15 protein-coding genes and 1 pseudogene are annotated in these 13,172 nt (G+C 56.5%); 6 read left to right on the top strand and 10 right to left on the bottom strand.

The annotated features are described in order from the left end of the window. Positions 1-60: 60 nt before the first annotated feature. The gene (locus EXE46_RS06315; protein WP_094583171.1) at positions 61-408 is read right to left on the bottom strand and encodes a DUF6788 family protein; all 348 of its coding nucleotides are present in this window, start codon (positions 406-408) and stop codon (positions 61-63) included. 226 nt (positions 409-634) lie between these two features. On the opposite strand from EXE46_RS06315, the gene EXE46_RS06310 reads away from it, so the two are divergent. Continuing rightward, a complete protein-coding gene (locus EXE46_RS06310) occupies positions 635-1,135 on the top strand; it encodes a hypothetical protein (protein ID WP_007992836.1) in 501 nt (166 codons plus the stop codon). Positions 1,136-1,320: 185 nt separating this feature from the next. Here EXE46_RS06310 and EXE46_RS17380 read toward each other — a convergent pair. The 6 genes and pseudogenes from EXE46_RS17380 to EXE46_RS17685 all read right to left on the bottom strand — a co-directional run bounded on the left by EXE46_RS17380 (position 1,321) and on the right by EXE46_RS17685 (position 7,203). Then, a pseudogene (locus tag EXE46_RS17380) lies at positions 1,321-1,666 on the bottom strand (DUF6788 family protein). Positions 1,667-2,429: 763 nt separating this feature from the next. Then, positions 2,430-2,609: a hypothetical protein gene (locus EXE46_RS17375; protein WP_238992731.1), complete on the bottom strand. Its 180-nt coding sequence runs from the start codon at positions 2,607-2,609 to the stop codon at positions 2,430-2,432. Then, positions 2,606-3,103 carry a methyl-accepting chemotaxis protein gene (locus EXE46_RS17370; RefSeq protein WP_241981505.1) on the bottom strand — a complete coding sequence of 166 codons (498 nt, stop codon included), beginning with the start codon at positions 3,101-3,103 and terminating at the stop codon, positions 2,606-2,608. The genes EXE46_RS17375 and EXE46_RS17370 overlap by 4 nt, the downstream gene beginning before the upstream one ends. Positions 3,104-3,137: 34 nt before the next feature. Next, the gene (locus EXE46_RS16785) at positions 3,138-3,302 is read right to left on the bottom strand and encodes a hypothetical protein (RefSeq protein ID WP_158413928.1); all 165 of its coding nucleotides are present in this window, start codon (positions 3,300-3,302) and stop codon (positions 3,138-3,140) included. Between the two features lie 1,437 nt (positions 3,303-4,739). Next, entirely contained in the window at positions 4,740-5,906 is a 1,167-nt protein-coding gene (locus EXE46_RS06295) for an ISH3 family transposase (protein WP_137687587.1), read from the bottom strand. A gap of 661 nt (positions 5,907-6,567) precedes the next feature. Further along, a complete protein-coding gene (locus tag EXE46_RS17685) occupies positions 6,568-7,203 on the bottom strand; it encodes a helix-turn-helix domain-containing protein (RefSeq protein ID WP_342765018.1) in 636 nt (211 codons plus the stop codon). Positions 7,204-8,424: 1,221 nt separating this feature from the next. Here EXE46_RS17685 and EXE46_RS06285 point away from each other — a divergent pair. After that, positions 8,425-9,279 carry a site-specific integrase gene (locus tag EXE46_RS06285; protein WP_137687586.1) on the top strand — a complete coding sequence of 285 codons (855 nt, stop codon included), beginning with the start codon at positions 8,425-8,427 and terminating at the stop codon, positions 9,277-9,279. Positions 9,280-9,440: 161 nt separating this feature from the next. Further along, positions 9,441-9,947, top strand: coding sequence for a metal-dependent hydrolase (locus EXE46_RS06280; protein ID WP_099288823.1), 507 nt, complete (start codon positions 9,441-9,443; stop codon positions 9,945-9,947). A gap of 124 nt (positions 9,948-10,071) precedes the next feature. Here EXE46_RS06280 and EXE46_RS06275 read toward each other — a convergent pair whose 3' ends face one another. After that, positions 10,072-10,491 carry a hypothetical protein gene (locus EXE46_RS06275; protein ID WP_137687585.1) on the bottom strand — a complete coding sequence of 140 codons (420 nt, stop codon included), beginning with the start codon at positions 10,489-10,491 and terminating at the stop codon, positions 10,072-10,074. Between the two features lie 100 nt (positions 10,492-10,591). On the opposite strand from EXE46_RS06275, the gene EXE46_RS06270 reads away from it, so the two are divergent. The 3 genes from EXE46_RS06270 to EXE46_RS06260 all read left to right on the top strand — a co-directional run bounded on the left by EXE46_RS06270 (position 10,592) and on the right by EXE46_RS06260 (position 11,650). Then, positions 10,592-10,867 (top strand): hypothetical protein, encoded by a 276-nt coding sequence (locus EXE46_RS06270; RefSeq protein WP_137687584.1) that lies wholly within the window; start codon positions 10,592-10,594, stop codon positions 10,865-10,867. A 226-nt stretch (positions 10,868-11,093) separates the two neighbouring features. Beyond that, positions 11,094-11,396, top strand: coding sequence for a type II toxin-antitoxin system HicB family antitoxin (locus EXE46_RS06265; RefSeq protein ID WP_137687583.1), 303 nt, complete (start codon positions 11,094-11,096; stop codon positions 11,394-11,396). Positions 11,397-11,401: 5 nt separating this feature from the next. Next, positions 11,402-11,650: a type II toxin-antitoxin system HicA family toxin gene (locus EXE46_RS06260; protein WP_080508782.1), complete on the top strand. Its 249-nt coding sequence runs from the start codon at positions 11,402-11,404 to the stop codon at positions 11,648-11,650. Positions 11,651-11,903: 253 nt separating this feature from the next. Here the strand turns inward: EXE46_RS06260 and EXE46_RS17055 are convergent, their stop codons facing one another. Together EXE46_RS17055 and EXE46_RS06250 are read right to left on the bottom strand one after the other, a co-directional pair. Further along, on the bottom strand, positions 11,904-12,320 hold the full coding sequence (locus EXE46_RS17055) for a hypothetical protein (protein ID WP_199234116.1): 417 nt from the start codon (positions 12,318-12,320) through the stop codon (positions 11,904-11,906). Further along, positions 12,313-13,092 (bottom strand): ParA family protein, encoded by a 780-nt coding sequence (locus EXE46_RS06250; protein ID WP_089309238.1) that lies wholly within the window; start codon positions 13,090-13,092, stop codon positions 12,313-12,315. The genes EXE46_RS17055 and EXE46_RS06250 overlap by 8 nt, the downstream gene beginning before the upstream one ends. Positions 13,093-13,172 lie beyond the last annotated feature (80 nt).

The following is a 13,172-nucleotide window of genomic DNA, read 5'->3' as shown; positions in this document are numbered from 1 at the left end:
GTTTTACTGGCACTGTCTATTTGACTGGGATCGTTGGAACCCCGACTATCCTGATCCACCCTACTCGCTTCCTGGCTTCCCGATGTACTCCGATTTCATCGTCCCGTTTTCACGATAGTAGCGATAGAGATACGGGCCGTGCATATCCGCGGGGTCTCCGCTGGCGCACTTACAGCTATCGTCGCCACAGGTGACCTTCTCTTTGACGACGGTCCCGCTTCCTGCGCCATCGGACTCGTCGACGGGCTCCGCAGTCTCGGGAAGCTCCTCGGTGTCAACCGATTGGTCGCGATACTCGATGAGCGCCTCGACGTAGTTCCGTATCTCGTGGAGTGTCTCCGTATCCTGTTTTGGGAGCCCCTCTGCGAGATACTTCGGGAGCGAGGTGGGTGGTGACGGCTCCTCCATACCTTATGTAACAACTAGTCCCACTTTAGCGCTCGGGTGACACATAAGGAGTTGAACTCGCTTTACCAACTGTGAGCTCTTCAGCAATTACTCGAGATCGTAGGTCGCAATCTCGTGAGAGCTACCCTGTGGGCATTCATCAGTATCGACCGGGTCTGATGAGGAACCGTATACGCATGTCTCCCCCACAAGTAATGTAGATCGAATGAGTTGGGGCGTGTAACGAATGGGAGACTCGACGGATCCAGCCCCTCGTATCACGGATCTTTCGTCGATCGAGCCGGAGAACTTCAAATTCCGGAATACACAATTTCTGAGAGCAGACGGCCATCACTACGACAATCCACACGACGAGTCGTTCCTTGAACAGCGAAAGGAGATCTGGCGAGTGAGAAACGGCGATCTCGAACGGGTTCTCGAGGAGTTCCCAACTGACCGGCCGCTTCCCGAACAGTGCGCGCTCTGGATACACGCGCTCGTAGGGAAACACTTCTTCCCGGATGGGAACCACCGTACTGCGATCGTTACATTGCGAAAGCTGCTCCGTGACAACGGGATCGAACCGGGAGAATGGTCGACGGAGCGGGTCAAACGGGTGCGAGCTGAGTCACACGACGTTCGAAGAGAGATACCTCCGATCCATCTCGACAGATTGTATGAAACGGACGAGCTGTATCGCGTCTGGCTTCAGTTCTTCGGCGAGGTCCTTCCTGAAGAGTATCGCTGATTACTCTTTGTCGTCGTCGGTATCGTCGTCTGCGAGCGCCTCGTACAGTTCCTCGTTCTCCTCGACGTCTTTGGCCATTTCTCGCTCACTATCCCAGTTCATCGTATACCGTTGTCTAAGTGTGCGTACAGTGAAAAGCGTATCTCTCCCGGGATGCTCGTTAGTCGACGTTGACCGACTCACCACTACCCACTTCCCGGCTTCCCGATGTACTCTGATTTCATCGTCCCATTCTCACGATAGTAGCGGTAGAGATACGGGCCGTGCATATCCTGACGATCTCCGCTGGCGCACTTACAGCTGTCGTCGCCACAGGTGATCTTCTCTTTGACGATGGTCCAGTTCCTGAACTGTCGGGCTTGTTGACGGATTCAGCTGTCTCGGGAAGTTCATCGGTGCCGAGTGGCTGGTCGCGATACTCGATGAGTACCCCAACGTAGCTCTGTATCTCGTGGAGCGTCTCCGTATCCTGCTTTGGGAGCCTTTTGCGAGATACTTGGGTAGCGAGGTCGGTGGTGGCGGCTCCTCCATACCTTATGTAATAATTGATGCCATGTTAGCGTTCGGATGCTACATAAGGCATTAAACTTCTCCACCAACTGTGACCACTTCAGCAATTACTTGAGATCGTAGGCCGCAATTTCTTTAGAGCCACACTGTGGACACTCATCAACGTCCTTCTCCACGCTGTACCCACAGTGACGGCACTCGTGGTGCGTTGTCGATGGCAGCTCGAGCCTGGCGATCTGCCGGATGAACTGTTTACTTAGCATCGGTGGGGTCAACGATCTCGCCACAGCTGGGGCATTCGGCCCACACGCCTGTGTCGCCGCCAGCGGTCTCATAGTGGATGATTGCGTGCCGACTCGTGACTGTCTCGCCACAGAACGAGCAGTCGCCACGGACAGTCTCTGGGTCATCAGGAGTCATTCTCACGAGTTCACGGGCTACTTCGAGGGGGAGGGGGAGCGTGTGACACCGTTCTGGAGCTGATCCGGTTGTTGGAACCGGCTCAGTGGTGCCCCCTCTCTTCAAAATTAGAGACTCTGTGACTTATAGTTCGGGCGAGCGGGGCGAAAGTACTGTTCCGGGGACAGCAGCGTGACTATAGGTCATGAGTAGCCATCGTACGCGATGTTATAGATCCCAACTGTGGTCAGGGTTCTTCCGCCTGAAGACAGAGGGAGATGTCAAAAAAGACGGCTACAGGAGATGGCCTGAACTATCGATATTCCGGAGATAACGGCGGAAACGTGGTGTGGGTGTGTTGTTCTGTCTGTGGGGCGCGGACCGCTCAAACTGACCGATTCATCACACTCGCCAGTTTACGGTCAATCTGTTCAACCTGCCGGGTGAGATCCGAGACCATCTCTGTCTGGCTCTCGTTTTCGGCCGCGATCTCTGCGATTTCCTCGCTCACGATGGTCGCCCGTTCGGAGACGTCGTCGACGGCACTCGATATCTCTTCGGTCACGCTTGCCTGTTCGTCTGTTGCCTCCGCGATCTCGGTGATCCCACTCTCAGTTTGCTCAACTGCCGTGAGAATTTGTTTTTGGTTCTCGAGGACGGCTTGATGTCGTCTCTCGCAGACTGTATCACGTCGTTGGCTGCGTCCACTTCGGCGGTGGTTTTGGAAGCCTTCTCCTTGATCCTCGCGACAATGTCTTCGATCTCGTCAGCTTGGTCTTGCGAGCGATTCGCGAGGTTCTTCACCTCGTCGGCGACGACCGCGAAGCCGTCGCTGTTGCTCCGCGCCGCCTCGACGTTGGCGTTCAACGCGAGCATGTTCGTCTGCTCGGCGATGTCGTTGATCACACCGACGAGCTCTTCGACTTCTTCGAACTCGTCTTTGAGGTCCGCGATGTCGTCATTTCCTTCGCCGTCCCCGTCGGTTCGCCGCTCCCGTAGTATCGCTGTCTCGCTGTTGTCGCCTCCGCCCCACCGTCGCGTCACATCTGGTACGGTCACGGTCGCGTCTCCCCGCCCACCCACACCACACCGCTCACATCGCGACCGCGATTCTCGATGTCGTCGACCGCGCCCCACCCCGCACTCTCGCATTGTGATCTGGCCCCCACCTTCTGTCGTTGCCCCGCCGCCGCTGTTCGTCGTCGGGTGTCGTGTCGTCTCGGTGGTCTCCCTCGTCGCCGTTCGCCTCCTGGTCCATCCTCGATGCTGGTCGGTGGTCAAGGTCGCCGTGTCGCTTCCCGGTCGTCGGGCTGGTCGCCACCGGTCGTCGTTGATCCGTGTCCTCTCCGAGTCGGTTCTCGTCGTCGCTCGTCGGATTGGTGCCGCCGGGCCAGTCTCGGTGTTGGTGTCGTCAATTGCCTCTGGGGTGCTATCGATCAGCTGGTGGTCCGTCGTCGACCGTCGGGTCCGCGTTCTCGGTGTATCGATCGTCGGTCAGCCTCGTCGGGTTCGGTCGTCGCTCCGAGTGGTCGGTTGTCTCTCGTCGCCGTCGATGTTGGTGGTGTCCGTCGCCTCTGGTTGTTGGTCGTTACTCGCCTGTCGTTGGTCCCTGTTCATCGCCTCGCATCCCCTGTCCGCTGCGCCGCTCACTCAGGGTTCCATCCACTATCATATCCTTGATAGTCCCCTCCTCGTCCGCCTCCCGTCTCCCCCACTTTCCCCCGCCTGTTTCTTGGCTCCGGCCCGAATCGTTCGCTACGCGACTATCTACTGAACTTCATCTGCCCTGAACCCTAATTGTGTGAATTCGGCTGAACGTATTACACAGCTCCAAGTTCATTAATAGAGTCCCTAAAGCTCTCTCGTCGTATGGCTGAACGTATGTAGACGCTGTCGCCGGTGTAATTCTATATACGAACCCCCGTAATCCCGCCGCCGTCTGGTATTTACAGGAAAAGATAGATAGAATACATAAATTAATATAGGAGGTGTCAATCGCCACGCCGTCTGGTATTACTGGAGAATCTGAATCAAGTTCACCGGCTATATACAGAATGCCGCAATCCCCGTGCCGTCTGGTATTTACGAGAATATATACGAGACGGCCGTATCACGCCACCGTCTGGTATTTATGCTGGTGGTTCGCGTGTCGCACCTCGTGTTCTGAGAGTTAATACACACCCCCGCAATACCGGTGCCGTCTGGTATTTACGAGACTATATACGAGAAGACCATATCATGCCGCCGTCTGGTAAATAGGCAAATGCCAGGTGGTCGTGCGATTGGGACTTGCTAATTAATACGCACCCGCCGAATACCGGTGCCGTCTGGTATTTACGAGACTATATATGGACTACCGCAATCCCGGTGCTGTCTGGTATTTACAGGGCCGGTTGGGCTGTGAAAACCATACTAAATGTGGTAGGAAGCACTGAGTAGTGAGGTGATCGAGCCGGTAGCTATCGCGAAAGGAGTGAGGCTGACTTGGGAGATGTGGGGTGTGAGGACGCTGGCACAAGTTCAGTACCTCACAAAGCATCGTCAGCTAACCTGACTTGAGTCACTTGTTCTGTCGAAATGAATCATCAGTAGCGATTGATCGATGCTGTTCGAAGCCGCAGCTGTCGCTGTCGGCGGCGCTCAGCCGCCGACGCGACAGCGTTGCCACTCACGAGACGGCGTACTCGGTCAGTGACTACCGGTGGAACCGGTCGTCTGGTGGTCGATTCGCGGGGACGGCCCGACGTACCGCGAGGGCCGTCCACGCAGCCCGTCGAACCATATTGACGAATTCCTTGTACGGCCACCACCAGAGGCGACGCCCGCCACGGCGGGGCGTCGCCACATATTCGTAGTGAAGATACCGCCACGCGTTCTGTAACAACAAACTCACCACAACGAACAGCAGTCTCACCATCGCATCTCGTGTCGTTGTCGTCGCTATCGCTTGCTCGGACAACCGATAGCTCGACTCGATACCGAACCGTTTCGCGTAGTGGTATCGAGCGTCGCGTGGTCTCTCGATGAACGGCGCGTCAGCGGCGTAGCCGTGACGCGCCACACCGTGGTCGTCATACTTCCCGTTCAGGTACGTACAATCGATGTAGACGGGAAACTCGACGGTCCAGCTGTGACCGTCGAGTTTCCCTGTCAGATCATGCTGAATGACACGACTCCACCCTTCCGAGAGCTCTTGCTGAATCGTCTTCCCCCACCGGATGATCGGGATTACGTACGCGTAGTTATGTGCTTGAAGCAGCGTGAGGCACTTGCTGTCGTAGAATCCGCGATCAAGATAGACGGCCTTGATATCGGTGTCAAGGCCGTCAAGGACACCGAAGAACTCAGCGAGGACGCTGCTGGCGGTGTCGCCGTCTTCGAGACGGCGCACCGCCAGCGTGTAGCGTTTGTTCTTCACACGCGCGTAGAGTGTGGCGTAGGCGTGGAACGCGGTGGTTCCACGCTTGGCTTCCGAGTGATAGAGGTTCTCCGTGTCGTCTTCATCACCGTAGTAGGGCCGCAGGTGGAGGTCTACACAGACCTCCACCTGCTCGGGAAGCAGTTCGACGATATCTCGTCGAAGGAGCGTGTTAGCGACTCGTTCGAGCCGTTCCGGCTCGAACTTCGTCCGGAGATGGTAGAGGATCGTGTTGGCAGCGGGGGCGTTCTGACTCGACGCACAGAGCGTCGAGATCGAGGTCCCGTCGGCGGTTGCGCCGACGAGGACCTCGTGGATGTCCTCTGTATCGATTTCAGCGTTGTTGGCGAGGTTCAGAGTAACTTCCTCGTCAAGCTGGTTGACGAGGAAGTTAAGGAGTTGGTCTTCGTGGAGTTCACTGTCTGCTTGCTGGGTCGTAGACACACCTTCAGCAAGCAGGCGTTCTAACTAAGCGGCTTTGTGAAGTACTGAAGTTGGTCTTCGATAGCTGAGAGCTAGAGAGTCAGTATTGGTGTGGCTTGCTGAGAATACTTCGCCGAGGGGTTGCGTTCTACTCGTGTGTTAGCCTTGTATTGAGGGTCGGGGGGTCGCGGTCCATTCGTGAGCCATTTTTGTTTCGACAGTCGGGGGGTCGCGCTCTATTCGTGAGTCATTTTTGCGTCGACAGTCGGGGGGTCGTTTTCCATTTCCGCGTTAGGAATCACTGAAGCGGGAAAATCGGTAGCAGAAACTGATCGCATCTCGCTGGGTTGAAACAGTGACTCGATGATATCACTCTCGGAAGTGTGATTCCGAGTTTGAGGGATTCGATGGTGATGAGCGAGTATGGGACACGCTTCTTGTACCTCAACGGCCAGTGGATAGTGAGCCTGAAGAGAGTCGTCCAATAGTTTTGCGTCGAGAGTGAGACAGGCGTGGGTGAGGAGTCGTGTGGGAGATGGCCGGGGGTGCTAGTGTATTTAGGAGTGGGTTAGTGTGGGGCGGGCGTGTTGTTTGTCTGGAACTTCGGCCTGACGGTGTCTACATTAATCGGGCTGAGTGTCTCTTTCACCACGGTCAGTTTCATTCTGAACGTGGTCTGCCATTATATACGGAGGACAGGTGATTCGCGAGTATAGATTATCTTCTGCGACGGTGAGTTACGTTTCAAAGTAATCTGGGGGTGGGTTGTAAGTCGGTTCTTTATTTTAGTCATATATTGATGAATATCACGAAGGTCGACGACATCAATATCAGTTAGACGGTTTACTTTTGCGCGCAGTTCCTTGCTCGTTATCTGGCCATCCTGAATGAGTGTCCATAAGATATCGCGAAAGATGGACTCCAAGACTTGTTGCTCTTCGCTCGTTCCAGATTGACAGACACGTGAAACTACGGTCGAGACATCATCGGTACCGAATTCGATCGAGAGTGATGACGGCTTTGGGAACACTTCATTAGTAGTAGCATCGTGCTGACTACAGTTGGTAACTGAGGACACTAATTCCGCTGGCTCATACGATTCAACCAGATCTTCAGCTGAAACATGAGATGAGTCAACGGCAGCACTGCGGTACAACCCTCGATGTACACGATCAACGTGTCCTTCATTCTGAAGATGTCGTAGTCGTTGACTCACGTATGACTGGTTTCGGTTGAGTTCATCGGCTAAATATCGGGGGGTACATCGCCCCTCTCTGAGCTTTGCTAAAATCAGCTGGTCAGTCTTGTTCAAATCCATCTGAGTACCACCATGTCGTGAACTAATGACTAATTAGATGTTAGATATTGTGGTCTCGTAATGTCATATAACACATTGTTAGAAACGGGATAGAAGACCTAGAAACACCGATAATTTGCTGTGTTGATCCGATAGAAAGCCGCTATATTATGAGCGTGTGAACTAGGACATGGGACGTAAGAGACTGACCGCCACTTTTCGACGGAGCACGTTGTATTGGCTAATCGTACTTCCGAGATTTAACCCTAGTTGAGGTCAACATCGTACCGTAGGCTGATCCGTACTTGCCGCAATTTGGTAACGCCGTCGGACAGATACACCAGTCTCACCGTTTCTGAGGAAGTATTTGAGCAACTGATCGCCATGATGATCGAGTATGACTCTGGAAGTATTGCCGACGTAGTTGGGACTGTGTCAACGGCTGCGCTTGAGCGAGATCCGGCGCTTCTACGTAGAAACACGGAAAGGGGCCGTTGAGTTGTACCCACAGCGAATTAACTACGCCAACTAGGACTCAGATCGCTGGACGGCGGCAGGTGTACAAAATGTAAAATCGTCTTTCCGCAGCTCTACACAAGAGCGACCCAGATTAACCAACATTGTCACTTCACCGCCCGGATTGTAGTTAAGATTGACCGCGTCCCGTCGGGCGTCCTGACAGTTCGGTGCGTCAGACACGTTGCTGGCGGTTTACCTATCGGATCGAACACGCCCGACTGCGTCGACATCGGGTGTCGGTCGCGCCGCCAAAGTGGCTCCACACATCAGTATAACGTGGATCTCCCGACTTCTGGTACTGTCACCTTATGTAGCATCTCGACCTAATTACGGACCTGAGTATACATAAGGTCAATCGCCACCTCGGCGCTCTCGCGGTCGACCGACATCCTCGACCGCACACCCGGTCTCCTCGGGCAGTCTCTCGCCACAGCCAACGCGGAGATTCAGACCGCCGGGAGGGCCCTCCCGGCGTACACCCCGCTTTTGCGTCCGTTGAACCCCGCTTTTGCGCCGAGCAGCGCAACACCGACGCATGGGTTTTGCGCTAGGAATCGACGATCGTCGCCTCACCCCGCTTTTGCGTCGACCTCTTGTTTATTTTTTCATATACTACTAATGCGAATTCAAGAAACTTCTTATAGAGATATATCCGAGATAGGTTATACCGCTCACCATGCTCCGAATTCAACCGTCGCCAGATGCCGAGGAGATTGATCAGCCATGAGTTCGGCACTTGTAAGACACGCCTCCGCCGACGCCCCCAGCCGGGATGAGTTCAAGCGACTACTCCGAGCGGCCGGGCTCGCCGACACTCCCGGCCGCCGGGTGGAGGACAGATTCATCTGCCACGCCAGCGGGCGGCTCACTCTCCGGTCGGGTGAATTGATACATTTCCATGAGGGGTGGGTCGACCGCGACAGGAAGATCATCAAAATCCCCGGGCTCGATGACTGCTCGTGTCGGTACTGTCGCGAGCGCGTCCAAGAACTCGCGGAGACACACGACGACGTCGACGCCGAGGACGCGCTCGAGGTGTACTGGCAGCCGAAATATGAGGCCAGCATCCGCGCGATCCCCTACGGCTACTCCGAGCGCAGTATCGAGATCGTCGAGACGTTCGTCGACGAGGTCGGCCACCTCGACGTCGCTCAGTCGACGATCAATCGCCGGGTGAACACGCTCCAGGAACGCGCCAGCCTAGATCGGCTCTACCCGCATGCGCTCCGAGCCGCTGCGGCGTTCTACTGGGCCGAGCAGGGGATGGAAGCTCACTACCTCCAAGCACTGATGGGATGGGAGGATATGCGGGTCGCGGTCGCCTACATCCAGGCCACCGGCAACCAACTCGCCGACCGGATCAACCAGCTCGCCAGCACCGACACCGAGGAGGACCACACCGTGACGGATGCGGCCGAACTCCCCGATCCGACAGCGGCCGTATACGACGCCACCGATGGGACGAATCCGCGGTCCGGCCCCGAACCGGAGTACCTCCACGACGACGAGGAGAGCCAGCACCCCCCGACGATCGAAGAGACACAGAGCAGCACGCTCGATGACTTCGCTTCGGCGTAAAAGCCGAGGTGCTTGATGTCGACGGTGTTTTTTGTGTATCGAACTCCGTCATAATCGCCCCTTGCTATTTTACAGAGGAGCAGTTCTCACAAGCGTCAGGAGCTCGAAACACTCGGGGTGTCGAAGGGCTGTTGCCGCTGGCGCTCCTCGCCTCAGACACGATGTACCGACCAGGTCACTACGGCGCCTCGCTCGTCGCGTACGCGCCGGTCGGGTTCGTAGCGATCGCCCTCGGCGGCGTCGAGCTCGCCCTCGCCGGCGGCGCCGTCGCCGTCGCCGGTGCCATGGTCCCCGACTGGGATCAGCGCGTGCCGTTCGTGCGCCACCGCGGACCGACACACACCGTGTGGTTCACGCTCCTCGTCGGCGGCGTCCTCGCCGTCGCGGGCGCTCTCCTCGGCAGCGCTGCCGGCTTCGCCGGCGCCGTCGTGCTCGGTGCGTTCGGGTTTGTCGTCGGTGCCACGATCGTCGTCGGCCACCTCCTAGCGGACGTGCTCACACCGATGGGTATCCGCCCGTTCGGGCCGCTCCGAGACGACACGTACACGCTCGACGTCGCGAAGGCGGCGAACCCGATCGCGAACTACGCGCTCCTCGCGCTCGGCGCCGCCGCCTCGGTGGTCGCAGTCGGTGCTGGGGGTGCCGTTGCGGGTGTGCTTGGATTGTGACCAGGCCGCTGGGTTTGTCTTAACCATCATATTGGATACCGAGGTCCACCAAGTCTTCGTGAACTACGTGGCTCCCACTGACCTCTAGTCGAACCAGTTGTTGCGGCAGGGGGTGTAGGCGATTTCAATCATCGTCGAGGTGTACCTCCAGGAGGTCGTCGGGGTAGGCGGTTCGCTTCCAGTATAGCTGGTAGCCGAGCGCACCGACGTCGGCGAGCTCGTCAGGGATGCGGTCGGAGACACCGTTCTCGTACCCGTGCTTGAGGAGGGCCTGCGCGAGTTCCCCGATCTCCTTGACCGTCGCGAGGGCGACCGGCGTGCCGCCGCCGAGGACCGTGCTAGAGTAGTAGTCGGTCTTCCCCTCGGTCATCGCCACCAAGAAGTATCCCATCAGCTCGTCGGGGTCTTCGAGGGCGTCGCGAGCAACGTCGACGTGGTCCGGGAAGTCTTCGTTCGTGTCGGCACCGTACGCGAGGGTGAAAGCTGTCTCGGAGCTTTCTGATAGTGGATTGGACTCATTCAAACAGCAGTGGATTGGTACCACTCTCTATCTCCACTACCTGTCAAACGAAACACCGGATGACGTCATGGTGGATTTTATTCCGACGTTGCGTCGTGAGATCTCGAACGACGAGATCATTGCCGTGATTGAACAGCTCTTAGCAGAGGAGATTCATCCGACCCAGTGGCTGAATTTCAGGCAGACCATGGACCCGATTGAGGTCCCTCAGACTGGATATCAATACACACTTGATATCGATACAGATGAGTCATTCAAGGACTGGCTCAGTCATCAGCAGGATGTCTTGACAGCCAGTATGGGAGGTGGATTTATTGACCAGTCCGGATTCGCGGAGAGGCTTCAGGAAGAAATCCAATCAACTGACCAAGATCCACCTGAGGACGAAGATTCAGCATAAGTCGATCATCCCCTCTGTTTCAAGAATCTGCTATGAATGCGGGACAGTGACGAGAATGGGCATAGTAGCCAGTATATTCTGGCAAATCTGTTTCAGATAGACCTCCTGCGAACGTGACTGACATCAACTACAGGGTACGCATATGTCTCGGTTGTTGAGTCGATTCTGTACGGAATGCCGCTCAACGGCCGAATGCTTATCACGCCGCTCAGGTAACACGGTGATAATGAGCACCGAAACGAGTACGAACGACGACGTCCGGAGTGGGCGAACGATTACGCTCACTCAGGCGGACGACGGCTGGTGGGTCGCCCGTGACGAGGCGACTGGTGTCGCGAGCCAGGGTGAGACACGGCAAGATGCCCTCGACAATCTTGACGAGGCAGTCGCACTTCACAAGGGAGAAACTGGTGACCCGGTCGACAATTGGGAGGAGGAAAAAGAAGTGCTTGAGGAACTTGGTATCGATCCTGATGAAGTCCAGCAGGCTCGCGACGAGCACGATGGCCTCCCCGAGTTCATGCAGTAAGTCGGATGGGAGCGCCTGATTTTTCTGGACGCGATGTCGTCAAAGCACTCTCGAAGAATCGTTTTGCTATCGTTGATCGGACCGGCAGCCACGTCAAGCTTCGATACGAGCACCCGACGAACGACGACGATGTCCGTGTCGTCTCCGTCCCGCAACACGATCGGATCCGAACTGGAACACTCCGTAACATCGCAGACCAGTCCGGAGCGGAAGACTTCGAGAAGTGGTGTCAGTGGATCGACCGGCAGTGCTGATAGGTTACTCAATTTATGAGCACCACTACCTCGGAGATCGTTGTGTGGGTCCACTGCTCGGGATAGCCTCGTTAATCTCGGAATCTAGGCATATAACCACCGAAAACGTGGTGTCTGGCGCGTTCACACCCGTGAGGAGGTGGATCCTCTTGTTTCGAAGCCGGGGTAAACACGGCTCGATCCGGGATCAATCGCGGACAACGCCCCACGATCGAAGTGTAATGTATCGCATATCGCTATAGAAAGTTCGCAGCTATTGCTCATCGAGGCCCAGCTCTTCCTCGATCGACGACTCTCCCAGCGCAGCCCGGACCGCTGCCGGGTAGAACTCCTCGTTCTTCGGCATGTCCTCGCCGTGGCGGCGTCGCCACTCGACATTTAGCTCCGAGTAACGGAGCTGGAGATCATCGACAAGCGTCTCGGGGAGGTACATGTTCACGTTCTTCCGCTCCCGAACAGTCCCGCTGCTCTCCTCGCTCTCTGTCGTCGTTGAACTCTTAGACATCTTTGATGTTTCTTTGCTCTTTGAGGTCTTTGACGTATTTGATGCTTCTGATGTCTCTACCGTTTCCGAGGTTAACGTGTCGTCTTCGTGGCCGGCGTCTTCGTCTTCGTGGTCATATCGATCGTCCCAGGGGTTCCGGTCCCGCTTCTCGTTGCCATCAGGCATTGGGGTAGTCCTCCAAGTGGCGGGCGACGTCGAGGTACACCTCTTCCATGTCGCTGTCCTCATCGTGCTCGAAGATGGAGACGCCGGCGTTCCACGCACGCTGTAGTGCGACGCGTTTTCTGATCTCAAAGACCTCACAATTCTCTCTGTCCTCAAAGACGTCTTTGAACCATTCCATCATCTCCTCGGCCTCGCCGTCGACGCCGACCTCATTCGCAACGAGTCCAACCTCATCCACGTCGCCGAACGCAGACTCGATACTCCGGAGCTGCTTGAACAGGAGCTCGATTGCGCGGATGCTCGTCGACTTCGCCTGCGCGGGGATCAAGACGTTCCCGGTCGCGACGATCGCGTTGTCGGTGAGCACACCGAGGTTCGGGGGACAGTCGACAAGGATGTAGTCCCAGCGCTGGTCGGCGTCGCTCTCGTCAAAGAGCATGTCGAGGCGTTCCTCGCGCTTCATCACGTTCGCGAGCTCGTCCTCGGCGTTGATCATCCGCTCGTGGCTGGGGACGACATCGACCTCCTGATGCTCGACGGCCAACTGCTCGAGGTCGCCCATCCGGTCGAGATCAGGGAGGACATCGAACAGCGAGTCACGGTCGGGATCGTCGTACAGATCTTCGAAGCCGAGCCCCTCAGTGGCATGTCCCTGTGGGTCGAGGTCGATGACAAGAACATCATGGCCACGCTGGTTCAGTGCGCCGGCGACGTTCAGTGTCGTGGTCGTCTTCCCGGCACCGCCTTTCTGGTTGGTAACTCCGAGTCTCATACGTGTCTTTGTCCTCAAAGAGAGCAAAGATATCGGAGAGTCTTAAGAGTGCGTCAGACGCTCATAGAATGTTGGGGGCC

It is taken from the genome of Halorubrum sp. GN11_10-6_MGM, from assembly GCF_005435165.1.
In the GTDB taxonomy this organism is placed as follows: Archaea; Halobacteriota; Halobacteria; order Halobacteriales; family Haloferacaceae; genus Halorubrum.
The sequence above is the reverse complement of the archived record's forward strand: the minus strand, read 5'-3'. Positions and strand labels throughout refer to the sequence as shown.

Bases quoted from the DNA above. Each gene is read 5' to 3' on its own strand.
- EXE46_RS06315 (WP_094583171.1), bottom strand. From the start codon at position 408: ATGGAGGAGCCGTCACCACCCACCTCGCTCCCGAAGTATCTCGCAGAG.
- EXE46_RS06310 (WP_007992836.1), top strand. From the start codon at position 635: ATGGGAGACTCGACGGATCCAGCCCCTCGTATCACGGATCTTTCGTCG.
- EXE46_RS16785 (WP_158413928.1), bottom strand. From the start codon at position 3,302: ATGGACCAGGAGGCGAACGGCGACGAGGGAGACCACCGAGACGACACG.
- EXE46_RS17685 (WP_342765018.1), bottom strand. From the start codon at position 7,203: ATGGATTTGAACAAGACTGACCAGCTGATTTTAGCAAAGCTCAGAGAG.
- EXE46_RS06285 (WP_137687586.1), top strand. From the start codon at position 8,425: ATGAGTTCGGCACTTGTAAGACACGCCTCCGCCGACGCCCCCAGCCGG.
- EXE46_RS06280 (WP_099288823.1), top strand. From the start codon at position 9,441: ATGTACCGACCAGGTCACTACGGCGCCTCGCTCGTCGCGTACGCGCCG.
- EXE46_RS06265 (WP_137687583.1), top strand. From the start codon at position 11,094: ATGAGCACCGAAACGAGTACGAACGACGACGTCCGGAGTGGGCGAACG.
- EXE46_RS06260 (WP_080508782.1), top strand. From the start codon at position 11,402: ATGGGAGCGCCTGATTTTTCTGGACGCGATGTCGTCAAAGCACTCTCG.
- EXE46_RS17055 (WP_199234116.1), bottom strand. From the start codon at position 12,320: ATGCCTGATGGCAACGAGAAGCGGGACCGGAACCCCTGGGACGATCGA.
- EXE46_RS06250 (WP_089309238.1), bottom strand. From the start codon at position 13,092: ATGAGACTCGGAGTTACCAACCAGAAAGGCGGTGCCGGGAAGACGACC.